This window comes from Mycobacterium decipiens, from assembly GCF_963853665.1.
Taxonomy (GTDB): Bacteria; Actinomycetota; Actinomycetes; order Mycobacteriales; family Mycobacteriaceae; genus Mycobacterium; species Mycobacterium decipiens.
The window spans coordinates 14261-36506 of the sequence record NZ_OY970459.1; the positions used below are offsets into that span (position 1 = coordinate 14261).

19 protein-coding genes and 1 tRNA gene are annotated in these 22246 nt (G+C 66.3%); 7 read left to right on the forward strand and 13 right to left on the reverse strand.

The features are described from left to right. Window positions 1–51: 51 nt before the first annotated feature. A complete protein-coding gene (locus AADZ55_RS00075; RefSeq protein WP_085326582.1) occupies window positions 52–750 on the forward strand; it encodes an aminodeoxychorismate/anthranilate synthase component II in 699 nt (232 codons plus the stop codon). Here the strand turns inward: AADZ55_RS00075 and pknB are convergent. From pknB to AADZ55_RS00110, 7 genes are all read right to left on the reverse strand, one after another. Further along, window positions 728–2608, reverse strand: coding sequence for a Stk1 family PASTA domain-containing Ser/Thr kinase (gene pknB, locus AADZ55_RS00080; protein ID WP_085326583.1), 1881 nt, complete (start codon window positions 2606–2608; stop codon window positions 728–730). The genes AADZ55_RS00075 and pknB overlap by 23 nt on opposite strands. Next, window positions 2608–3993 carry a serine/threonine-protein kinase gene (locus AADZ55_RS00085; protein ID WP_085326584.1) on the reverse strand — a complete coding sequence of 462 codons (1386 nt, stop codon included), beginning with the start codon at window positions 3991–3993 and terminating at the stop codon, window positions 2608–2610. Before AADZ55_RS00085 ends, pknB begins: the two co-directional genes overlap by 1 nt. After that, entirely contained in the window at window positions 3990–5465 is a 1476-nt protein-coding gene (gene pbpA / locus AADZ55_RS00090) for a D,D-transpeptidase PbpA (protein ID WP_085326585.1), read from the reverse strand. The genes AADZ55_RS00085 and pbpA overlap by 4 nt, the downstream gene beginning before the upstream one ends. Next, window positions 5462–6871, reverse strand: a complete 1410-nt coding sequence (locus AADZ55_RS00095; protein WP_085326586.1) for an FtsW/RodA/SpoVE family cell cycle protein — start codon at window positions 6869–6871, stop codon at window positions 5462–5464. Before AADZ55_RS00095 ends, pbpA begins: the two co-directional genes overlap by 4 nt. Continuing rightward, window positions 6868–8430 (reverse strand): PP2C family protein-serine/threonine phosphatase, encoded by a 1563-nt coding sequence (locus AADZ55_RS00100; RefSeq protein ID WP_341286246.1) that lies wholly within the window; start codon window positions 8428–8430, stop codon window positions 6868–6870. The genes AADZ55_RS00095 and AADZ55_RS00100 overlap by 4 nt, the downstream gene beginning before the upstream one ends. Before the next feature lie 142 nt (window positions 8431–8572). Beyond that, window positions 8573–9040 carry an FHA domain-containing protein FhaB/FipA gene (locus AADZ55_RS00105; RefSeq protein ID WP_085325471.1) on the reverse strand — a complete coding sequence of 156 codons (468 nt, stop codon included), beginning with the start codon at window positions 9038–9040 and terminating at the stop codon, window positions 8573–8575. A 123-nt stretch (window positions 9041–9163) separates the two neighbouring features. Beyond that, complete coding sequence (locus AADZ55_RS00110) at window positions 9164–10810, reverse strand: DUF3662 and FHA domain-containing protein (protein ID WP_085325472.1); 1647 nt, start codon at window positions 10808–10810, stop codon at window positions 9164–9166. A 268-nt stretch (window positions 10811–11078) separates the two neighbouring features. Between AADZ55_RS00110 and AADZ55_RS00115 the strand changes: the two genes are divergently transcribed. Further along, window positions 11079–11161, forward strand: a tRNA-Leu gene (locus tag AADZ55_RS00115). 780 nt (window positions 11162–11941) lie between these two features. Beyond that, window positions 11942–13354 carry a hypothetical protein gene (locus AADZ55_RS00120; RefSeq protein ID WP_085325474.1) on the forward strand — a complete coding sequence of 471 codons (1413 nt, stop codon included), beginning with the start codon at window positions 11942–11944 and terminating at the stop codon, window positions 13352–13354. A 38-nt stretch (window positions 13355–13392) separates the two neighbouring features. On the opposite strand, the gene AADZ55_RS00125 is transcribed toward AADZ55_RS00120, so the two are convergent. The 6 genes from AADZ55_RS00125 to AADZ55_RS00150 all read right to left on the reverse strand — a co-directional run bounded on the left by AADZ55_RS00125 (window position 13393) and on the right by AADZ55_RS00150 (window position 18484). Beyond that, window positions 13393–13785, reverse strand: coding sequence for a hypothetical protein (locus AADZ55_RS00125; RefSeq protein WP_165759396.1), 393 nt, complete (start codon window positions 13783–13785; stop codon window positions 13393–13395). A 6-nt stretch (window positions 13786–13791) separates the two neighbouring features. Then, entirely contained in the window at window positions 13792–15084 is a 1293-nt protein-coding gene (locus AADZ55_RS00130; protein ID WP_133056429.1) for a hypothetical protein, read from the reverse strand. A 517-nt stretch (window positions 15085–15601) separates the two neighbouring features. Further along, the gene (locus tag AADZ55_RS00135; protein WP_085325477.1) at window positions 15602–15940 is read right to left on the reverse strand and encodes a GNAT family N-acetyltransferase; all 339 of its coding nucleotides are present in this window, start codon (window positions 15938–15940) and stop codon (window positions 15602–15604) included. Then, window positions 15937–16941, reverse strand: coding sequence for a pirin family protein (locus AADZ55_RS00140; protein WP_085325478.1), 1005 nt, complete (start codon window positions 16939–16941; stop codon window positions 15937–15939). The genes AADZ55_RS00135 and AADZ55_RS00140 overlap by 4 nt, the downstream gene beginning before the upstream one ends. Window positions 16942–16975: 34 nt before the next feature. After that, the gene (locus AADZ55_RS00145; protein ID WP_278248615.1) at window positions 16976–17986 is read right to left on the reverse strand and encodes an NAD(P)H-dependent flavin oxidoreductase; all 1011 of its coding nucleotides are present in this window, start codon (window positions 17984–17986) and stop codon (window positions 16976–16978) included. Window positions 17987–18064: 78 nt separating this feature from the next. Then, window positions 18065–18484 carry a WhiB family transcriptional regulator gene (locus tag AADZ55_RS00150; RefSeq protein WP_085325479.1) on the reverse strand — a complete coding sequence of 140 codons (420 nt, stop codon included), beginning with the start codon at window positions 18482–18484 and terminating at the stop codon, window positions 18065–18067. 144 nt (window positions 18485–18628) lie between these two features. Between AADZ55_RS00150 and AADZ55_RS00155 the strand changes: the two genes are divergently transcribed. The 4 genes from AADZ55_RS00155 (at window position 18629) to AADZ55_RS00170 (ending at window position 22245) form a co-directional block, all read left to right on the forward strand. Then, entirely contained in the window at window positions 18629–19423 is a 795-nt protein-coding gene (locus AADZ55_RS00155; protein ID WP_085325480.1) for a helix-turn-helix domain-containing protein, read from the forward strand. Next, window positions 19420–20256 (forward strand): C40 family peptidase, encoded by an 837-nt coding sequence (locus AADZ55_RS00160; protein WP_085325481.1) that lies wholly within the window; start codon window positions 19420–19422, stop codon window positions 20254–20256. Before AADZ55_RS00155 ends, AADZ55_RS00160 begins: the two co-directional genes overlap by 4 nt. A 49-nt stretch (window positions 20257–20305) precedes the next feature. Further along, entirely contained in the window at window positions 20306–20668 is a 363-nt protein-coding gene (locus AADZ55_RS00165; protein WP_085325555.1) for a DUF4226 domain-containing protein, read from the forward strand. A 119-nt stretch (window positions 20669–20787) separates the two neighbouring features. Continuing rightward, window positions 20788–22245, forward strand: coding sequence for a DUF4226 domain-containing protein (locus AADZ55_RS00170; RefSeq protein WP_085325482.1), 1458 nt, complete (start codon window positions 20788–20790; stop codon window positions 22243–22245). The last annotated feature ends 1 nt before the right edge of the window (window position 22246 follow it).

Here is a 22246-nt window from a genome sequence, read left to right on the forward strand (position 1 = left end):
ATCGCAGCGGCTGAGCGGCTGGCGGACTGGATTGGGCGGTAGCCTGTCACGATGCGGATCCTGGTTGTCGACAACTACGACAGCTTCGTGTTCAACCTGGTGCAGTACCTTGGCCAGCTGGGCGTCGAGGCCGACGTGTGGCGCAACGACGACACCCGGCTATCCGAAGGGGCCGCCATCGCCGCCCAGTTCGACGGTGTGCTGCTCAGTCCGGGTCCGGGCACCCCGGAACGTGCCGGCGCGTCAGTCAATCTGGTCCGCGCGTGCGCCGCGGCCCGCACCCCGCTGCTGGGCGTCTGTCTGGGGCACCAAGCCATCGGCGTTGCGTTCGGCGCCAAGGTCGACCGCGCGCCCGAGTTGCTGCACGGCAAGACCAGCAGCGTATTCCACGCGAATATCGGTGTGCTGCAAGGCCTTCCGGATCCATTCACGGCTACCCGGTATCATTCGCTGACAATTCTGCCGGCGTCGCTGCCGGCGGTGCTGGAGGTCACGGCCCGCACCCGCAGCGGTGTGATCATGGCCGTGCAGCACACCGAGCTGCCGATCCACGGTGTCCAATTCCATCCGGAGTCGATCCTCACCGAAGGTGGGCACCGGATGCTGGCCAACTGGCTCACCTACTGCGGATGGGTGCGCGATGACACCGTGGTACGCCGACTGGAAAACGAGGTGCTCACCGCGGTCCAGCCGCACCTCCCAACTTCAACCGCCAGCAGGGCCGGAACTACTGACCGAACCTCAGCGTGATGATGCCGTCCCGGTTGACCCCGGTCCCGGCCGGCGGGTTCTGATAGACGACCCGGTTGTGTTGGGAGCCACCGGCATCGACGTCGGCCCCTTTATCGAGCATCCCGGTCCAGCCCAGCGCGCGTAATCGCGGTTCGGCGTCGCTCCAGAACATGCCGGATAGGTCGGGCATGACGAACTGGTTGCCCTTGGACACCTGCAGCTCGATGACCGAATCGACTGAAACTGTGGTGCCGGCGGGTGGATTGGTGCCGATCACCTCACCGGCCGGACGGGGGCTGTCCACCGAGGCCTGGCTGAACTTGGCAAAGCCGTAGACGTTGAGGTTTTTTTGCGCCATGTCTACGGTCTGGCCCGCGACATCGGGAATCTCCTTGGTCGCCGGACCGGAGCCGACGATGATGGTGATCACGTTGGTGATGGCCGACGTTTGGTTCGCCGGCGGGTTGGTCCCGATGACCTTGCCCACCAGTTCCGGAGTGGACGGCGAGTTCGCCTGCTTGAAGCGGCCGAATCCGGCGGCAGTGAGCTTCTTGACCGCTTCGGCGTAGGTCAGCGAGGAGACGTCGGGCACCTCGCGCTGTTCGGGTCCGGTGGACACATTGATCGTGATCTCGTCGCCCGCACTCACCGACGTGTTGGCGGCCGGGTCGGTACCGATGACGTGGTCGGGCGGGATCGTCGAGTCGGGCTTCTGCAGCGTACGAGTTTTGAAGCCGCGGTTCTGCAGTGTGGCAATGGCGTCGGCGGACGCTTGACCCCGGACATCGGGGACTTGGACGTCGCGGGTGATGCCACCGAATGTGTTGATGACGATGGTGACGACGACGGTCAGCACCGCCAACACGGCGACCACCGCGACCCAACGGCCCACCGAACCGGTGCCGCGGTCACGGTCGGTGTCGTCTAGGTCCTGGCGCGGTAGCGGATCGGTGCGTGGACCGCCAAGGTTCCCGGTTGCGGACGACAGCAGCGACGTCCGGTCGGCGTCGGTGAGCACCTTGGGCGCCTCGGGCGGTTCACCGTTGTGCACCCGGACCAGGTCGGCGCGCATCTCGGCCGCCGTCTGATAGCGGTTTTCCGGGTTCTTGGCCAGTGCCTTGAGGACGACGGCGTCGAGGTCGGCGGAGATGCCTTCGTGGCGCGCCGAAGGCGGGATCGGGTCCTCGCGGACATGCTGATAGGCAACCGAGACGGGCGAGTCGCCGGTGAAAGGGGGCTCCCCGGTGAGGACTTCGTAGAGAACACAGCCCAAGGAATAGACATCGGATCGGGCGTCGACGGAATCACCCCGGGCCTGTTCGGGCGACAGATACTGCGCCGTGCCGATCACCGCCGCGGTTTGGGTCACGCTGTTGCCGCTGTCGGCAATGGCGCGGGCAATGCCGAAATCCATCACCTTCACCGCGTTGGTCGTGCTGATCATGATGTTCGCCGGCTTGACGTCGCGGTGGATGATTCCGTTCTGATGACTGAAGTTCAGCGCCTGGCAGGCGTCGGCAATGACCTCGATAGCGCGTTTGGGCGGCATCGGACCTTCGGTGTGGACGATGTCGCGCAGGGTAACGCCGTCGACGTATTCCATGACGATGTAGGGCAACGGCCCGGCGGGCGTTTCGGCTTCGCCGGTGTCGTACACCGCGACGATCGCGGGATGATTCAGCGCCGCGGCGTTTTGCGCCTCACGCCGGAAGCGTAGATAGAAGCTGGGATCGCGGGCCAGATCAGCACGCAGCACCTTCACCGCAACGTCGCGGTGCAACCGAAGGTCGCGGGCCAGGTGAACTTCGGACATGCCTCCGAATCCGAGGATGTCGCCAAGTTCGTAGCGATCGGACAGATGCTGAGGGGTGGTCATTACCGTATCTCGTATCGGGCCAGCGCCGCGCGCGAATGCGGTGGCAGCGGTGCCAGCGGGAAAACCCAACTGGCTTCGATCGCCCTGCTCCTCCTCGGGCCGTTGCGGCCCGCATCGTCGACCGGGTGGAGTCCGGGTTGGTTGCGCTGTAGTCCAGAATGACCCGCTTGCCCGTGTTGCGTCCAATCGAGTCGCGGGCCCGGACCACTCCCGCTGGGGGTCTGGCCGGCCGGCGAGGTCCGGGTGTTGGTCACGGTCGACGTAGGCGCCTGCTGTGGGCCGTTGTCCGCACGAGAGTTGATGACGATCAACACGGCGATGATGATCGCCAGTGCCCCGAGCACACCGGCGGCCCAGAGCAATGCGCGCTGCCCAGACGAAAACGTACGCCGGGCGGGCGTCGGTCGGTGATCACCGGTAGCGGGGCGAGATCGACGGGACGGCGTGGTCCGGCCGGAGGGGTTGGCCGCCACTCTGGTCGGTGTTCCCGACGGTATCGCCGCCGGAGCGGCCCGGCCGGGAGGCGGTGTCTGGCTGGGCCGCGGGGGCCGGCGGCCGGCGCGTACCGCGGCCACCGCGTCGGCGAACGGTCCGCCACTGCGATAGCGCATAGCCGGGTTCTTCACCAGGGTTATCTCGATCAGTTCTCGCACGTTGGGCGGCAGGTCGGGGGGCAACGGCGGCGGTGGCTCCTTGATATGTTTCATCGCCACCGTCAGGGCACCGTCGCCGGTAAACGGCCGTTTCCCCGAAACGGCTTCATACCCAACAACTCCCAACGCATAGACATCGCTGGCCGGGCTGGCGTCGTGACCCAGGGCCTGTTCGGGCGCAATGTATTGAGCGGTACCCATCACCATGCCGGTCTGGGTCACCGGCGCGGCATCGACGGCCTTGGCGATACCGAAGTCGGTGATCTTTACCTGCCCGGTTGGGGTGATCAAAATGTTGCCCGGTTTCACGTCGCGGTGCACCAGGCCGGCGGCGTGCGCGATCTGCAGTGCGCGGCCGGTCTGTTCGAGCATGTCTAGTGCGTGCCGTAACGACAGCCGGCCGGTGCGCTTGAGCACCGAGTTCAGCGGCTCGCCATTGACCAGCTCCATGACTAGGTAGGCCGTTCGGCCCTCCCCGTTCATCTGGCTTTCGCCATAGTCGTGCACGCTGGCAATGCCCGGATGGTTCAGCATCGCGGTGGTGCGCGCCTCAGCCCGAAACCGTTCGATGAACTCCGGGTCGGAGGAGAACTCGCTCTTGAGCACCTTGACCGCGACGCGACGGCCCAACCGGTTATCGACGGCCTCCCAGACTTGGCCCATGCCACCGGTGGCGATGAGGCGCTGCAGGCGGTATCTACCCGACAGCGTGACACCAACGCGGGGACTCATGGTCCCCCCTGCAGTGCGGCTTCGATCACCGCCCGCCCGATCGGCGCAGCGAGCGCACCGCCGGTCGCGGACAGACGATCGGCCCCGTTCTCCACCAGCACCGCGACAGCAACCTTGGGAGCCTGTGCGGGAGCGAAGGCGATGTACCACGCGTGCGGTGGAGTGCGACGAGGATCGGTGCCGTGCTCAGCGGTACCCGTCTTGGATGCGATCTGCACGCCGGGAATGGCCCCTTTCTGCTGTGCGACCTTCTCGGCGCCGACCATCAGCTCTGTTAGCTTAGCGGCGACCTGCGGCGACACCGCGCGGCGCTGCTGATATGGGGCGGTGGTCCGGATGTTGGCTAAGTCGGGCCCCTTGAGGCTCTCGACCAGGTAGGGCCGCATCGTGATGCCACCGTTTGCAATGGTCGCAGCTATCTCGGCGTTCTCCAGCGGGGTGAGCGCAACGTCCTTCTGCCCGATGCTGGACATCCCCAGTGCGGCGCTGTCCGCGATGGGCCCGATGGTTGATTCGGCTACCTGCAGCGGAATTGGGCTCGGCGCGCTGTCGATACCGAACGACTGCGCCATGCGGCGCAGGGCGTCGGCGCCGGTGAGGATGCCCAGCTGTACGAAGGCGGTGTTACAGGACTTGGCGAAGGCCTCACCCAGCGACACGGTTGGTTCGCCGCCGCATGGCGCGCCGCCGTAGTTCTCCAGCGTGGCCGTGCTGCCGGGCAACGGAATTGTGGGCGCCGCGGTGAGCTGTTCGGTCTCGGTGGCTCCAGCCGCCAGCGCGGCCGCGGTGGTGATCACTTTGAATGTAGAACCCGGTGGATACGTCTCCGAGATGGCACGGTTTGTCAGCGGGGAGTCGGGGTCGTCACGAAGTTGTTGCCAGGCCTTTGCCTGCGCCTCGGGGTGGTGCGACGCCAGCAGGTTGGGGTCGTAGGACGGCGAGGACACCAGCGCCAGAATCCTGCCCGTTGACGGTTCGAGGGCGACCACCGCTCCCCTACAGGGCCCGTCGCAGCCTTGCTGCATCGCGTCCCAGCCGGCTTGCTGAACGCGCGGGCTGATCGTCGTATCGACATTGCCGCCGCGCGGATCACGACCGGTGAAAAAGTCGGCCAGCCGGCGGCCGAACAGGCGCTGGTCGGACCCGTTCAATAGCGGATCCTCGGCCCGCTCCAGGCCGGTACTGGAATAGCGCAGCGAGTAGAAGCCGGTCACCGGGGCATACACGTCGGGGTTGGGATAGACCCGCAGGAAACGGAATCGGCTGTCGGTGGCCACGGAGTAGGCCAGCAGTTGCCCACCAGCGGTGATCTGGCCGCGTTGCCGCGAATACTCGTCGAGCAACACGCGCTGGTTGCGGGGATCGGCACGCAGCCCGTCGGCGGTGAACACCTGTGTCATTGTCGCGTTGAGCAACAGCAACACGATCAACGCCATCACGGTCACCGAGATTCGGCGTAGGGAGGCGTTCATACGCGCTCGATTACCTCGGTGCCAGCCGCCGCGATCGGCGACTTCCTTCGTGGGCGGGTGCGCAGTGGCCGTCGCGCGCCATGCGAGATGCGGGCCAGGATGGCCAGCAGCATGTAGTTGGCCAGCAGCGACGACCCGCCGTAGGACATCCATGGTGTGGTCAACCCGGTCAGCGGAATGAGGCGGGTCACGCCGCCGACGACAATGAACAGTTGAAGGGCCAGCGTCGACGCCAGCCCAGCGGCCAGCAGCTTGCCGAAGCTGTCGCGGATGGCGATCGCGGTGCGCAATCCGCGGACGATGACGATGGTGTAGAGCATCAATATGCTGGCCAGTCCCACCAGCCCGAGCTCTTCGCCGAACGCGGCGATGATGAAATCGGTCGACGCCGCGGGCACGGTATCGGGTTGGCCGTTACCGAGCCCGGTGCCGAAGATGCCGCCGGTAGCAAAACTGAAAAGTGACTGCACGATCTGATATCCGCTGCCGTCGGGATCGGCGAACGGGTCCAGCCAAGTCTGCACCCGGACCCGGACGTGATCGAAAATGAAGTACGCCACAACGCTTCCCGCCGCGAACAGAATCAGGCCGATGACGACCCAACTGAACCGCTGGGTGGCGAGGTAGACCACCACCAGAAACGACGAATAGAGCAGCAGCGAAGTGCCGAGGTCTTTCTCGAAGACCATCACACCCACCGAGATCACCCAGGCCGCCAACAGTGGCGCGAGGTCTCGCGGGCGGGGCAGGGTCATGCCCATCAGATGTTTACCCACACTGGTGAACAGGCCGCGTTTGGCGACCAGTACCGCCGAGAAGAAGATCAGCAGCAGAATCTTGGAGAACTCGGCCGGCTGAATCGAGAAGCCGGGCAAGCGGATCCAAATCTTGGCGCCGTTCTGCTCGGACAGCGCTGCCGGTAGCAGGGCGGGAACAGCCAAGAACACCAGACCGGTGAGTCCACATACGTAGCCATAGCGCGCGAGCTGTCGGTGGTCCTTGAGCAAGGTCACCACGAGCGCGAAGGCGGCCACGCCGACCAACGTCCACAGCATCTGCTGGTTCGCGCTGGGGTGCCGATGCTGGCCGATCTCGCTGTCGACCAGGTCGAGACGGTGGATCATCACCAGGCCAAGTCCGTTGAGCAGCGCCACCACCGGCAGCAGTAGCGGGTCGGTGTAGGGGGCGAAGCGCCTGAGGGCCAGGTGCGCGGAGCCGAACAGGGTTAGGAAGGCCAGGCCGTAGCTGGTCAGGTCCCAGTTCAAGCCACGCTCTTGGTTGGCCTCCACGATCAGCAGCGCAGCGATCGTGATTACCGCGGCGAAGCACAACAGCAGCAGTTCAGCGTTGCGCCGGGTCGGCAACGGGGGTGTCACTGCCACCGGTGCCTGCAGCTGTGTCGTCATGCCGCCGCCCGGCAGTCGATGCCCGGCTGGGGTGGGGGTGGCGGCAGTGCGGTCACCGTCGGCGAACTGGTGGTGGGCGGGGTCGGCGGTGGCGACGCGGGCGCTGTCGGAGAGGTATCGGCGGGGGTGGTCGGCGTAGTGCCGGTGGCAGGGGTGGGGGCCGACGGGGAGGTGGTGGGTGATGTGGTGGCAGGTGGGGCGGTGGTGGCTGGGGAGGACGTGACGTTTGGTTTGGTTGTCTCGCTGGTGGTGGGCGGGGCCGAGGGACCGGGCGGAGACGTGGCCCGAGGCGCCGGGCAGGGCGGCAACAGCGAGTTGGCGGCCAGTTCGCGCAGCTGCCCGATCGCGTCATCGAGGGTGCCGGCCGGGAGGCCGGCCTGAACCTGCGCGCGCTCCGGGGGGCGCAGATCCTCCAGCTTCATCAGGTGACAGTCGAGCTGCCCTCCGGATTGGCTGTAGCTGATCTGCGATAGTTCATTGCGCGCGCTGAGGCAGCCCATCAAATAGGGCTGGTGCAGGGACATCCCCAGCAGCGACCCCTGAATCCCCCGCATGATGGACACGGTGCCGTCGTACTCGGCGACATAGTAGTTGTCGCGAATGATCGCACGGCCGATGAGCAGGCCCGCGATCACCAGCACGGTCACCAGTGCGATGACGAACGCAAGCCGTCGGCGCGACCAACGTGGTCGACTGAGTGTATCGGCTTGTGGCGGAACGCGTTTGACGACCTCTTTGCGCTGGCTGATGGCAGAGGCACGGCCGGCAGCGGTGTTGGGCAGGGTCAGTTGGTCGTCGTCACCGGATACCGCCCCGGCCAGAATCGGTTGGGTCTGGCCGTAGTCGTAGTCAACGACGTCGGCCACAACGACAGTCACGTTGTCGGGGCCGCCGCCGCGCAGCGCCAGTTCGATGAGGCGGTGGGCGCTCTCGGCAACGTCGGGGATCTGCAGCGCCTCGAGGATGGTTTCGTCGCTAACCGGATCGGACAACCCGTCCGAGCACAGCAGGTAGCGATCACCGGCTCGGGCTTCCCGCATGGTCAGTGTCGGTTCGACCTCATGACCGGTCAACGCCCGCATGATTAACGAGCGCTGCGGGTGACTGTGCGCCTCCTCCGCGGTGATCCGGCCTTCATCGACCAGCGTTTGGACGAAGGTGTCGTCTTTGGTGATCTGAGTGAGCTCGCCGTCGCGCAGCAGGTAGCCGCGTGAGTCTCCGATATGCACCAACCCGAGCCGGTTGCCCGCGAACAGGATTGCGGTGAGCGTGGTGCCCATGCCCTCGAGATCGGGTTCCATCTCGACTTGGGCCGCGATGGCCGAGTTACCGGCCCGCACCGCGGCTTCGAGTTTGGCCAGCAGATCGCCGCCGGGCTCGTCGTCGTCCAGATGGGCCAATGCGGCGATCACCAACTGGGACGCCACCTCGCCGGCCGCGTGGCCGCCCATGCCGTCAGCCAAGGCCAGGAGGCGTGCACCGGCGTAGACCGAATCTTCATTGTTGGCGCGCACCAGGCCGCGGTCACTGCGGGCCGCGTATCGCAGGACCAGAGTCACGAGCGCCACTCTCCCCCGCAAGCGGGCGGTACCCCCACGATCCCGGCTCGAAAACCTACCGAGCCGGCATCATCGTCGTCGGCTGCGGTTGCGGCGCCGCACCTCCTCACCCGCTGCGCGGCAGCATCGTCGTCGGTGCGGGTCACGGGCGCAACTCGATTGCAGTCTTGCCGATCCGAACCGGCGTTCCGATAGGAACTCGTACCGCAGTCGTCACCTTCGCCCTGTCAAGGTATGTGCCGTTGGTCGATCCTAGATCTTCGACATACCATTCGGATCCGCGCTTGGACAGCCGGGCATGCCGCGTCGAGGCGTAGTCGTCGGTCAGCACCAGGGTCGAATCGTCAGCGCGCCCGATCAGCACCGGCTGCCCGCTCAGCGTGATACGTGCCCCCTTCAATGCGCCTTCGGTCACCACCAAGTAGCGCGCAGCGTACCTGCGCTGGCGCGACGGCAAGATCGTCCCTCGCAGCGCCAGGCCGCGGCGCACCATGACCGCGCCGGTCGGCGCATAGATGTCGGTCTTCAAGATCCGCAGCACGGACCAGATAAACACCCATAACAACATCAAGAATCCGGCACGCGTCAGTTGCAGTACCAACCCCTGCATCTGGCGTCCTTTCCGTCCTGCATGTCCCGCCCCCGGCCCGTGCTGCCGAGTACCTCAGCGAAGTCACGATACTTTGACGGTGATCGCGCGGGGTCAACCTCGGCAGCTTCGGGCCCAGTGGGGTCAGTGAATGCGGACGATGATCTCGGAGTGGCCCAGGCGGATCACATCGCCGTCGGCCAATTGCCACTCCTGTACCGGTGCGTTGTTAACAGTGGTGCCGTTGGTGGAGTTCAGGTCCGCGAGCAATGCGACCTGCCCATCCCACCGGATCTCCAAGTGACGGCGTGACACGCCCGTATCGGGCAAGCGGAACTGGGCGTCCTGCCCGCGACCGATGACGTTGGAGCCCTCCCGGAGCTGGTAGGTGCGTCCGCTGCCGTCGTCGAGCTGCAAAGTGACCGACGTTCCGGCGGACCCATAGCCGCCCTGTCCGTAGCCGCCGCCCGCCGGCTGACCGTAGTCGGGAGCGCCCGACTGGCCGTACTCGTAGTCGCGGCCGACGGGCTCGCCGTACCCGCCGCCCTGAGGGGGGTATCCCGGGACCGGAGGCGATTCGGCGTAGCGGGTGTAGTCGGCGCCCCCGCCGTAATCCTGGCGGCCGTAGGCCGCGGCGCCCTGCTGGTAGCCCTGGTCGTAGCCGCCTTGGTCGGGGTAAGCCGGTCGTTGTTCGGGCGGGCCGGCTGGGGCCGAGGGGGCGTAGCCACCCTCATCCTGGCGAGCCGGTCCACGCCCGTACTCCCCGTACCCGCCGTAGCCGGGCTGACCGCCACCGGGCGGCGGGCCGTAGCCGCCGCTTTGGCGGTAGCTCTGGTCGTAGCCTGCGGGGCCATACCCGGCGGGAGGACCGGGAGGAGCAGGAGGTCGTTGCTCGTAGGGCGACGGGTAGCCCCCCTGCCCCTGGTCGGGGTAGCCGCCCTGGTCGGGGTAGCCGCCCTGGTCGGGGTAGCCCCGTCCCTGGTCGGGGTACCCGCGCTGGTCGGGGTAACCGCCCTGGTCGGGGTACCCGCGCTGGTCGGGGTAGCCGCCCTGGTCCTGATACCCGCCCTGGTCCTGATACCCGGCTTGTTCTGGGTAGCCGCCTTGTTCTGGGTAGCCGCCCTGGTCCGGGTGGCGGGGCGGCGGGTAACCGGGCTGGGGCGGATAGCCGCCCGCCTCCGGCGGATACCCACCACGGGGGTCAGGTCCGCCTTGCGGGTCCGGGCCACCACGCGGATCCTCCTGCGGACGCGCGTAGCGGTCGTCGTAATACTCGTCGGGACGCCCCTGCCCCTGACCGCCGCGGTAGCTCGAATTCTCAGTCATTGGTGCTACTCCTGGTTCTGCGCCAAACGCGTAATTTGATTGTGGCCCGGCGCAATCGGTGACTGTCGGGCGGGGCTCGACGTCGGGGTTAACAGTCCCGCGGGCACGGAACTGGCCAGTATGCAGGTTCGACGACCGTTCGAACCGGACGACCACATCACCATACGTTTGCCACCCCTGTTCTTGGATATAGTCCGCCAAGCCCCGAGCAAAACCGCTCGACATCAGCTCCGGGTCGGCACCCAACTTCTCAAAGTCGTGCACACTGAGGGTAATGATGTATTCGTTGGGCGCCAAAAGGCGATTTCGCTGCAGCGACTGGACGCCGTCGGCGGCCTCGCGGCGCAGCAGGGCTTCGACCTCTGGCGGCACGATCGATCCCCCAAACATCCGGGCAAACGCGTCGCCGACGGTCTCCTCGAGTTTGCGCTCGAAGCGCTGAACTAGCCCTTTCTGGCTACCCATCCGTCAGCGCTCGCCTCACTGTTCTGGTGCATCGTCGGCGCAAGGCAAACGACTCGCCCGCGTGTCGTGTCAATCAAGCATGCTATCGGGACAGTGTGATCCTGCGGCACCTTGGGAATCCTGAGAATTGCATCGAGACTGTTCAGAGACCTTGGCGAACACCGGCCTTGCGGCGGACGGCCGCACCGGCGGCGGCTGAGCCCGCCATGGCCCGCGGCAGCGGCTGGGGCACGCGGCTACTACAGTGGTATGGTCCTCCGGTTATTGCGGGCGAGTGGCGGAATGGCAGACGCGCTGGCTTCAGGTGCCAGTGTCCTTCGGGACGTGGGGGTTCAAGTCCCCCTTCGCCCACCGTGAGCGGTTCTACGGGCCGCAACGCTGAAGGTCAGGATCTAGATAATGGGTCGTGACCTTTATGTTTGAGTGAGCGAGGCTGCGGCCAAGGACAGAACGAGCAGAAGGGGATTTCCGCTGCCAGATCCCGCTGATGGCGGTCGTGGAGTAGCCGGAGCGGGCGGCGGTTAACCGCGCTGTGGGAGCCTCGGCCACGCAGGCGAGGTCGGGGTCTTCCTCTTCTTTTTAAGCAACGCATCGAACATCCGCTGCAACCGGTCGGCTTCAGCGGTGATCGCAGAGCAAGCGCCGTCAAGGTGGATGACGGCCGCCGGTTTCAGCTGGCGGCTCTCGGCGCTGCCAGGCCGTGTGGCGGTGGCCGTCGCCCCGGCCGAGTCCCCGGCGCCACGGTGTAGGGCGGAAGCCGACCGGCCAGATGTTCTGGCGGCCAGAAAGCTGTCCGCCGGCACCCCAGGTGCGCAGCAATCGAAGCCGCGACGGTTGCAGACACCGGCGATGGCGAAGACACGCATTGTGATGACTCGGGGACGTTGCGGCCAGCGGATCTGGTCGGGCGAATCGACGCGGACTCTCACGATCGGCGAAAGTGGATCGCCGGGGTTGCCCGCGAGGTCGCCAAGCGTTCGGCGAGCTAAACGGACCCACGGCGATGTCCTAGAGGGTTCTGGCGTAAAGACGGCGCGGCTTGGTTCGGAGGCGGTGAGGTCTGGTGGCCAATCCCGCGACTCGCGGCCGAACACTGAACGAGGGGTCGGGAATTCTGCTTTGGTGAGGAATATGGGTCGCTTCATCTACAACTTGTCTCCCGATACATTTACGGCGGCCAATTTGTCGAACAATCGTCCGTTCGGCTATCTACTGGCACCCAACAACGCCAGCCCGCAGTTGGTGGAGTTGGCGGGGCAGGTGCGCGGGGCTGGTCTGGCCCTGATGGCTGACAACGGAAATTTCGCGTTCATCGGGAAGGTGCGGGGTGCCCTGCGTGAACGAGCTGCTGTGCTGCGTGAGCACTTGGTTCGGGTCGAAGATGACCTGGGCAGGTCGGTGCGGGCGGGTGAGGTTCCCGAGGATGTGCAGAAGTCGTTTCTGGGTCTGTCGGTAGAGGCGCGCGAGCTGGCCAGGCAGTTGGCCTCAAACGGCGAGAGCAGCCTGGGGGAACAGGTAGCTCTGGGTCCCACGCACCTGATCGGCGTCGAAGACATCACCGCTGCATGCTGGCTGGCTCTGGATCTTGAGCGCGTTTACATGGGCCGCCGGAGCCGCGATTGGCGGCGGATGAATGAGTCAGTGGCCCGTCGAGCTAGCCGGCGGTTACGTGATCTGCCGGCCAGCGTGCGGTCCTCCTACTACCCGGTTGCCTCAGCTGAGTCCTATAACACTGCTTACGACGCTGGCGTTGCCTTCGCAGCGCAGGGTGTGGCGCGGGTTTCCATGGGCTTTGGCGCATACATGGCCGACGCGAACTACCGAGACTACGTTGTCATCCGCCGGCGCCGCATCGACTTTGCCGGCAGGTTGCCGAACCGCTACACCCGCACGGTCCTTGTGGCACGCGGCTTTTGGGATGGCTACCGTGCGATCAGCGGGGGTGCCCCCGCTGCGTTTCACTGTCTCGGCCTGGGTGCACCGATCATGCTCCCGCTGGTTGCGCTGGTGGCGGGCGGAGCTACGGAACTGAGCTTCGACGCGACCAGCCCAATCAAGGACGCATTGCGGGACGGCATCCTCTATGTCACCACCCCTGCCTACATGAAGATCCGGATCCGGCGCAGTGCCGGATGGCTCGCATCGGATGCCACGCGCACCTGGGATTGCCCGTGCGCCTTCTGTCGCGCGTTCGCCAAGAAGTTTCCTTTCAACTACGCGATCGGTCACGCTTGGCGGGCGGCCAATCCCGATCGGGAGCCGAAGGCGGCGGACCTGCGCGAAGGCGGGGCGCTCTACGAGGCCTATCCGCTGTTTTCTGAGCCGCCCGGGGGACCACGGCGTGACGCCGTTGATCACGCCCGGATCGGCCATAATCACTGGGCCATTGAACAGATCCTCGGTGCTGTCAGTTGCGCCGCCGGCATCGCCGCGTTGGCCTCCCACGTTGAACGAGTGGTGGATGACTACGCCGCCACGACAACGCCACCGTTTGCGCAAGCGGTTGCACAAGGGTTGGCGTTTGCGCTCGACCCGAAGCTGTGACTGGTTCTAGCGGTGGGGTGGGCTCAACCGTGCAGCGCCTACCGGTGTGTCGTCATCGCGTCATGCAGACACTTCAGCCAGGCCGCCTCTGCGGCATCGCGGCGGTTCCGCTCGATTTCAAGCCGCTCTTCGAAGTTGGCGATCTCGTGCAGCGTCTGTTCCCAGACCCCGAGTGCGTGTGTGCATTGTGCAATCTCGATCGCATCCTCGATCAGGCCCGGGATCCACAAGTTGCCGATGATGGAGGCCAACTGGTCGCCGAAGTCGTCCCAGCTGTCTTCGAGTTCGCCGCACTCTTCGTCCATGTCTTCATACTGCTGTGCAAGTCGGTCGCGAAGCGTTTCCAGAATGCTCTCAGTCTCATCCATGAATCCCTGCTGACGGTTCCTCTCGTTCAGCAGAGACTGGCAGGCCGTCAACGGGTCGGTCACCGCCATTCACCCCCTGTCCAGCAACTCGAGGAATACCAGCTCAGAGGCGCCGGCCACTTCGCTGTCAGCCAGAGAAACCGCCTCTGTGTCGTGCGGGCCGAGTGACCAGATCATGTTGTGACCGTTGCGGTATGGCTCAAACCATCGCTTGGCGGAGCGAAGAAAACGGAACCGCCAGGATTGCTTCTCGAGCTGATTCTGGGGAAGCCGATCGATGAGGAGACCCGCTACACCGCCCAGCGCTGCCAACGAGGATCGAAACTCGGCGCTAAAGGAGCAATAGCTGCCCCGTGTGAGGCCGACGTGGCGCCAATCGACGAATATCGCCGCCGCCGCCGCTCGTGCTCCGCTGGACGGGTCGATCAACTCGAGGCGACCTATCAGCTTGCCATCACCGTCCCGCGAGGCACTCAAGCCCGCCACGCGCGCACTGACTTCGACAAAGTCGCTGTCGGGAACTTCGTCAAGTCGATGTAGCGACACGTTGCGTCCGTTGGGCAAAGTCATCTCGAACGCCTGCGTGCGTGCGGCCTCCGCCACTTCGATGCCCTCGTAGCTGTCTGTAGAAGCCAGGTCCAGTGAGAGCTTCAATCCTGCAGCCAGGCTGGCGATCGCCTGCCGGGTGAGGCCCCCGGCTGTGGCCGCAATCAGGCCGATCCGCTCCGCTGCGCCGCCACGGCCGTCCTCGTGTAGTGCGTCCACTGCCCAATACGCCGCCGCCTGAACACGAGCGAAGTACCGGGTCCGGGAGACGACGAAATCCACCAGCGCGGCGATCTGATTCTGGGCGATGCGATCAGTGGGTGCCTGCACGGCCAGCGCGGCGTAAACCGCGGCCTGATGGTGGCGCAGATCCCGGGAGAACTCGGCAACGAGTTTCTCCAATGCCGGGGCCAGTCTGTCCTCATCTCGCAGGTCGTCGCGGCGGGCATCCCAATGGGCAAATGCCGCAGCAAAGTCGGCGTGTACCAGCCCCAAGGCTCCGCGCACCATTGCGGCGACCGACTCGTCTCGTCCACCCAGCGGCAGAACCAGCGGTCGGCGCGCAGCCAACGTCGCCCAAACCGGCGCCGACGAGGCCTTTCCATCAGCGATCGCGTCGAACGAGTCCTGCATGCGTACGACCGCTTCGTCGCCTCCGGCCTCGGCGGTGGCCGAGCGGAGCTTGTCGACCAGCTCATCACGGTTCGCTGAGTCGGCAATGCTCTGGTATGCCCGCTGCAGAACACCGGCCGCGATCACCGGAGCGATCGAACGTCGTCGAGGTGCCTCTGCGCGAAGTAGAGAATGGGTAGCCATCCCAAATCCCAAACTGGACAGGCTGTTTCGGCGAAGTGCATCCCAATCCCCGTCAACAACCGCGCGGCCGACAGCGTGAGCCTGCAGGAGTAGATCGGTGGGCAATTCCGAGTCCAGGCCCACACTCGCAAGTCGCTGCAGACGGTCTTCGAAAACTGCGAGTCGGTTGACGACACTCACTGCACCACCCCCGCCAGAAACAGTACGCGGACACAACTGCCCGCGGAAGTGAGCAATCGGCGACGACGGGAAAGGTCTTCCGCTGGCGGCTGGAGGCATCGGGGCCGTCGGGTTCGTTCGTTTCGTCGCACCTGCCTATCGCGAACGGCGGACCGCCGTGCGTGGGTTGTCGTCTCAATCCGGGGCCGTCAGTTCACGCCAGACCCATTTGCCAGGGGCGCTCCAGCGGCAGTGAACCGCCGGCAGCAGCTCGCCGCCTTCCCGGGTCAGGCCCATCCCGATCGAGCCCGGTTGCAGCTGGGCTGCCAGGCGCTGGCCGGTGAGCCCCAAACACGGCTCAGCTCGGCTGGGTCTTCGCCCACCCCTCGACCTCGGCGGTGACGGGGTCGGTGATGTCGTCGAATTCGGGATGCTTCTTGAGCACCGAGCCCACCATGGAGCACACCGGAACGATGCGCTTGCCGTGGTCGCGCGCGGCGTCCAGTGCCTCTTCCACCAGAATGGTCGCCAGGCCCCGTCCGCCGAATTCCGCGTCGATCTCGGTGTGATAGAAGACTCGCTGGTCGCCACGGTCGGCGAACTCGGCGAGGCCGACGGTCTTGCCGTCGACGGCGATCGTGTACTTCTGGTGCTCCGCCGTGACCGTGGTTTGTGCGCCGGTTTTGTCGCTCGTCATGTTTGCTCTCCTCTATTCTTTCCCGGTCTATCCGGCATCGGTCGAGGCCGCAGCCGGGTGGTGGGCAGTGGCGGGGCGGGCAGTCGGGTGACTGAACCCCGGTACCCCTGGACGGCGCCGAAGCGCTCGTCGGCGTCCTCCCACAGCTGGCGATAGTCGAGAATGTCGTCGTGGCTGCGCCCGACGAAGTTCCACCACATCACCAGCTGCCCGGTGAACGGGGTGCCTCCCAATAGCAGTACCCGCGCGGGCCGATCCCCAACATTGCATAACCGCAGTGAGGAATGACCCGAACCCTGGTAGCCGAGATCGGCGACCCGGAGCGGAACACCACACAGCTCAATATCGCCCACATCGCAGAGCACACCGTGCTCGAACGCCGGATCGACTCCGATCTTTAGCGCGGCGTTCGCGGCGAGATCGAGCTGGGCGCCCAGCAGCGGAGTGAAGGTGTGCACCGGCGAACGGCTTCCGGCCAGCTCGCCGAGAAATTCGCGCGCCTGCGCACCCGGCAGCCGGATCGGTGTGGGCACGTAGTGGGCGAAGTCGCGCCCGGTGTGGCGCGCCGAGTCGGGCAGTGCGACCCACAGCTGCGCGCCGTGCAGAACGGCGGACGGATCTGACTCGAGCGACACTTCGGAGTGGCAGATCCCGGCTCCCGCCGTCATCAGGTTCAGTTCGCCGGGCCGCACCACGGCATGCACTCCCCCGCTGTCGCGATGCTCCACGGTTCCGCTGAACAACCAACTCACCGTTTGCAGTCCGGTGTGCGGATGAGGCGGGACGTCCATGCGCGCGGACACCGGGCCGTAGTGGTCGACGAAGCACCACGCGCCGATCAGCGAGCGCTGCCGTTGCGGAAGCGTGCGTCGCACCCGGATCGCCCTGGGTCCGCCCAACGGAACCTCGCGCGGACCCAGCACTTCCACGAGCGGCGCGGCACCCGAGGAACGGGACGCGCTGCAGGCGACTTCGGCCGGCGCGGCCTCGAGGTTACTCATCGTCCACCGCGATGGGACATGTGCGGCGGTCCTCCTACGTGACGCGCATCGCCGTCAGCGCGGTGGCGGCTTGTTGCGCCATGCCGGTTACCACGGCGGCGGCCGACACGACGGCGTCGACCAGTCCCGCGGCTTGACCGGCGGTGACATTGGCGATGGTGTAGTCGTGCGCGGTGACAGCTTGCCGGTATTTGGTGATGGTGTCGTCGTCGTGGCGCAGGTCGAGTTCAGTGCCCTCGAATCGCTCGGTGAGGGCGTTGCGTAGCACGCTCATCGTGTGTCCGTCCGGCCAGGGATAGCCCCGAAGCTGATCGTAGATCGTGGTGCGGCACATGTCGTCGCCCGTGGCCGCCACAAGCCGGTCCCGCGCTTGGGGTGTGGACAGCGCCTCGATCGTGGCGTAGAAGCGGGTGCCGACCAATACCCCCGCGGCCTCCAACATCAACGCCGCAGCCAGGCCGCGGCCATCGGCGATGCCCCCGGCGGCGACCACCGGAGTGTCAGCTCCGCGGGCGGTGACCAGGTCGACGATCTCGGGTACCAGGGTCAGGGTGGACCGTGGCCCACAACCGTGCCCGCCGGCCTCGCTGCCCTGAGCCACCAACACATCCGCGCCTACCTGCAGGGCCCGTTCCGCCTGGGCCCGGTCTTGAATCTGGCAGACCAACCGGGCTCCAGCGGACTTGATCCTGTCGGCGAAGGCAGCGGGATCACCGAACGACAGCATCACCGCCACCGGCTCACGTTGCAATGCGAGGTCGAGCAGCTGGGGTTGTCGCGCCAACGACCAGGTGATGAACCCGCACCCCACCGGTGTTCCGGCAGCTAGATCGAACTGCTGGGCCAACCAATCCCGGTCCCCGTAGCCGCCCCCGATCAGGCCGAGCCCGCCCGCGCGACTGACTGCGGCGGCCAATTCGCCGCCGGCGATCACGTCCATCGGCGCGGAGACGATCGGATAGTCGATTCCGAACATCCGGGTAAGGGCCGTCGATAGCGCCAGAACAACCTCCTGGGCGAGAACCTCCTGGGCGAGGGTCGCGATGGCACGCGGATCCTGGCCGATGGTACGCAACCAGACGGAGCAGTTCCTCGGCGAACTGCCGGGCGTGTCGACGGGATGTCAGGCGGCGGGCCGGGGACCAACCCGCGCGGCGGGCAGATGCACCACGACCGCGGGCACGGAGACGACGTCGAGCCTTTCGTTGCGCGCCAGCAGCGCCGCATTTTCGGGCAGCTGCCTGGAGTTGATCTCGCCGGCAGCGATCCGACGCAGCACGTCGTGGGCCGCGGCGAGCTGGTCACGCTTTCGATACTGGCCGCCGGGAAGCTTGATCCCGGCCCATACCCCGTACTCCTCTCGGTGCTCGATGGCGTGCTGAGCACATCGACGTTGCTGCGCGAGCGGACACCGACGCAGGCATTGGATGCGCGCCTGGGTGGCCGACCGCTCATAGGTGCGCGCCTTCGCCGCGCCGTCGCTGCCGTCGTCATCGGGGTAGCCGAACCATAGTTCCGGATTTGATGTGCAGGGGTGTGCCATGTGCCGGTCTCCTTGTCGGACGAAACGTAGGCGAAAGCGTATACACAATAACGCGCAGCTCGCAAGAGAACCGTGATGAAAACGTATATACATAAGTGGGCAATCGCGGCTGTGTAATATCCGGCCTATGGCCGGAGCGTGCGCGTGAGCCGTGAGTCGGCTGGCGCGGCTATTCGCGCACTTCGCGAGTCGCGCGACTGGTCTCTGGCGGAGCTGGCGGCCGCGACCGGCGTGAGCATCATGGGCCTGAGCTATCTGGAGCGCGGTGCTCGCAAGCCGCACAAAAGCACAGTTCAAAAGGTTGAGAACGGCCTCGGGCTGCCGCCCGGCACCTATTCGCGGCTGTTGGTCGCCGGTGATCCCGACGCGGAGCTTGCCCGGCTGATCGCCGCGCAGCCGCCCGACCCGATGGCGGTGCGCCGCGCCGGCGCAGTGGTCGTCGACCGCCACAGCGACACCGATGTGCTGGAAGGCTACGCCGAAGCGCAGCTGGACGCCATCAAATCCGTCATCGACCGGTTGCCCGCGACAACATCAAACGAATATGAGACGTATATTCTCTCTGTGATCGCGCAGTGCGTGAAGGCGGAGATGCTGGCCGCCAGTTCCTGGCGGGTGGCGGTGAATGCCGGCGCCGACTCCACCGGGCGGTTGATGGAGCATCTGCGGGCGCTGGAGGCAACGCGCGGCGCCTTGCTGGGGCGGATGCCGACCAGCTTGGCCGCGCGGTTCGACCGGGCCTGCGCGCAGTCGTTGCTACCAGAAGCGGTAGTCGCGGCGCTGATCGGCGTGAGCAGCGACGAAGTGTGGGATATCCGCAATCGGGGTGGCATCCCGGCGGCGGCGCTGCCCCGCGTTCGGGCCTTCGCCGACGCGGTCGAGGCTGTCGCAGACGACCAGGGCCAGGCAGATCAGGACAGCGGGGAGGAAAGCCAATGACGCAAAGCGAAATCGACACGTTGCGCCGTGCCCATCAACTGTTCACCGGCGATCATCGGCAGCCGGTGTTGGATGCGAGGACCGCGCACTACACCGACCTGGTGCGGCGAGCCGCCGGACTGAATATCGGTGCCGGACCGGATCGTTACCAACTCGCCGCACGGCACAGCAATGCGGCTCTGGTATCGGCGGCGGGTACCGACGCAGCGGCGGCGGCCGTCATGGCCGGTGCGCACCAGGATCGGGCCGCAGCTCGTGACCTGACCGGACACGTGCTCGGTGCGGCCCGCGTCGACGCCACTGCCACTCCGGTGACGCCACTGGCCCAGCGTGAAGCGATACGGCGGCGGGTGGCGAGGCTGCGTGCTCAGCGGGCGCATGTCTTGTCGGCGCGCAGGAAGGCGCGACGGCGCTGCGCGGCGCTGCGCGCGCTGCGTTACCGGACCTCGCACCATCACGGCAGGCCGCTAACCGGACGGCGGTTACCATCAGTGACCGGCCGTGCCGGGATCGCAGTTCGGGCCGCGCTGTCCCGACTGGGCCGTCCGTATGTCTGGGGCGCCACCGGGCCCGACCAATTCGACTGTTCCGGGCTGGTCCAATGGGCCTATGCGCAGGCGGGAGTCCATCTGGACCGCACCACCTATCAACAGATCAACGACGGGATCCCGGTACCGCACGCCCACGTCCGGCCAGGGGATCTCGTCTTTCCGCATGCCGGACACGTGCAGCTGGCGATCGGCAACAATCTGGTCGTCGAAGCGCCCTACTCGGGCGCAACGGTGCGGATCAGCCAGCTGGGCAGCAACGTGGCGATCCGCCGTCCCGTTTGACAAACCGATGATCGCCCGGTCGGGTGGGCGGGATGAGAAGGTTGAACCAATGTCGGAGCAAGCCGGATTTTCGGTAGCCGCCGTTCGGGCGCGGCAGGCGGCGCTGGCGGGACAACACAGCGCGGCCGCCGATGCCGACGACGTGCTGGCCGATGCGCTGGCCAGCGCGCATGCGGTGCTGCGGGATGGCATTCGCCGGTTGGATACGATCGCCGCCGAGATCGACCGTGCGGTAGCCGACCAGGCTGCACTAGCCATCGATACGCCGTTGGGGGCGCGTGAGTTTCAGTCGTTTCTAGTTGGCAAAGAACGCGAGATCGCGACGATCGTGGCGGATGCCCACGAGCTCGATCGCGCGAAAAGCGCCTTGTTGGAGGCGCTACGGGCGCGGTACGCCGGCCCCGCGGGCTAAGGCTCCCGACGCAACCAAAGAAGGTGAATTGTCGGCGTGGTCGTGCCTGGGTACTGTCGCCCGGTATGGAGGGGTTGCGACCTAGCCCGCTGCGGGCCGTCGCGCCGTTTGCCTAGACGATGTCGACGCTTACCGATCTTCTCGCCGCCGTCGAAGCCGTCCGGGACGCCACCGGCGATCCGAACGAGTGGCAGACCGGTCTGACGCCGACAGAGGTGGCTGCCGTCCTCACGCCCACGACGCGTTCGGAGCAGCTGGACGCGATCCTGGCCAAAATCCGCCAACACCATCCCACCGTTTTCAACCCGGCGACCGCAACGTTGCCAACGCATCCCGGGAAGCAAGAGGTGCCCGGCGCCCCGACGGATCGACAGCACGGCGACGCCGCCGAGGCGATCGCAGCTGCGGAAGCGGCTCTAGCACACCAGAATTCGGCAAGCGCTCAGCTCGACATGCAGGTGATCTCGGCAATCCTGAATGCACACCGCAACGCCGTCGAGGGTGGCGAGACGTTGAACAGGCTGCAGCAAGAGACCGAAGCCGCGGTGCGAACGCGTTCGGATCTGGATACGCCGGCGGGCGCACGCGATTTCCAGCGGTTCCTGATCGGCAAGCTCAGGGACATCCGCGCGGTGGTCGCGACCGCAAGCCTCGACGACACGTCGAAGGCGGCCCTGATGGCAGCCTGGACGGCGCTGTACGGCGCCGCCAAGACCGGACCGAACGGCGCCGATGAACGTCCGCGGGCATCGGTTGCGCCCGATCCCGCACCCGTGCGCGGCGACACCCAGTTCCCGACGTTGTGCCCGGACGCCGGGTGGGATCCATCGCTCGATTCGCTGCTGTTCGACGATCCTGGCCCGCTGGCTGGAGACTTGCCGCCGCAAGGACCCACCTCGCCGGCGATGCCGATGATGCCGGCGATGCCAAGCATCCCCAACATTGGTGCGGGACCGGTGCCGAGCTCGGCGATGGGTTCCATGCCCGGTGGGCCAGGTGGTTTTCCGCTTTCCGGCCTGCTCCGGGGAACCGGAATCGAGCCGGGCGGCCCCGACGATGGGCGACTGGAATCCACCGACCCGAATCCGCAAGACCACGCATCCGACGACGAGCCCGACGAGCGCACCGGCGATGCGCAAAAGGACGCGGCATCGGAGAATCCGGAGTCGCCGCCGGCAGGTCCCACTACCGTCACACTTCCCAACGGCGATACTGTGACGGCCGCCAGCCCCCAGCTGGCCGCCGCCATCAAGGCCGCGGCGGGCGGAGCGCCGATCGCAGATGCGTTCCAACGACAGGGAATTACCATTCCGCCGCCGGGAACCGCGGTTGCCAACCCGATAGACCCGTCGCAGGTCGTTCCGGGTGACATCGGTATGTTGACCGATCGCCACGCGCTTGCCCTCGGTCGTAGCAAGGCCCTGCTGGATGGCCAGATTCAACACATCTCCACCGTGAGCGGGCCAAGCTTTCTAGGCTGGGAGCATCCGCCAACGTCGGCGACCGCGACCGCGCCCGCCAGAACCGAAACACCGACACCAACCCGGCCGGCCGCCACGTCGACCGGCTTGAATTAGG

Coding starts and splice junctions, on each gene's coding strand:
- AADZ55_RS00075 (WP_085326582.1), top strand. CDS start 52: ATGCGGATCCTGGTTGTCGACAACTACGACAGCTTCGTGTTCAACCTG.
- pknB (WP_085326583.1), bottom strand. CDS start 2,608: ATGACCACCCCTCAGCATCTGTCCGATCGCTACGAACTTGGCGACATC.
- AADZ55_RS00085 (WP_085326584.1), bottom strand. CDS start 3,993: ATGAGTCCCCGCGTTGGTGTCACGCTGTCGGGTAGATACCGCCTGCAG.
- pbpA (WP_085326585.1), bottom strand. CDS start 5,465: ATGAACGCCTCCCTACGCCGAATCTCGGTGACCGTGATGGCGTTGATC.
- AADZ55_RS00095 (WP_085326586.1), bottom strand. CDS start 6,871: ATGACGACACAGCTGCAGGCACCGGTGGCAGTGACACCCCCGTTGCCG.
- AADZ55_RS00105 (WP_085325471.1), bottom strand. CDS start 9,040: ATGCAGGGGTTGGTACTGCAACTGACGCGTGCCGGATTCTTGATGTTG.
- AADZ55_RS00110 (WP_085325472.1), bottom strand. CDS start 10,810: ATGGGTAGCCAGAAAGGGCTAGTTCAGCGCTTCGAGCGCAAACTCGAG.
- AADZ55_RS00120 (WP_085325474.1), top strand. CDS start 11,942: ATGGGTCGCTTCATCTACAACTTGTCTCCCGATACATTTACGGCGGCC.
- AADZ55_RS00130 (WP_133056429.1), bottom strand. CDS start 15,084: ATGGCTACCCATTCTCTACTTCGCGCAGAGGCACCTCGACGACGTTCG.
- AADZ55_RS00135 (WP_085325477.1), bottom strand. CDS start 15,940: ATGACGAGCGACAAAACCGGCGCACAAACCACGGTCACGGCGGAGCAC.
- AADZ55_RS00140 (WP_085325478.1), bottom strand. CDS start 16,941: ATGAGTAACCTCGAGGCCGCGCCGGCCGAAGTCGCCTGCAGCGCGTCC.
- AADZ55_RS00150 (WP_085325479.1), bottom strand. CDS start 18,484: ATGGCACACCCCTGCACATCAAATCCGGAACTATGGTTCGGCTACCCC.
- AADZ55_RS00160 (WP_085325481.1), top strand. CDS start 19,420: ATGACGCAAAGCGAAATCGACACGTTGCGCCGTGCCCATCAACTGTTC.
- AADZ55_RS00165 (WP_085325555.1), top strand. CDS start 20,306: ATGTCGGAGCAAGCCGGATTTTCGGTAGCCGCCGTTCGGGCGCGGCAG.
- AADZ55_RS00170 (WP_085325482.1), top strand. CDS start 20,788: ATGTCGACGCTTACCGATCTTCTCGCCGCCGTCGAAGCCGTCCGGGAC.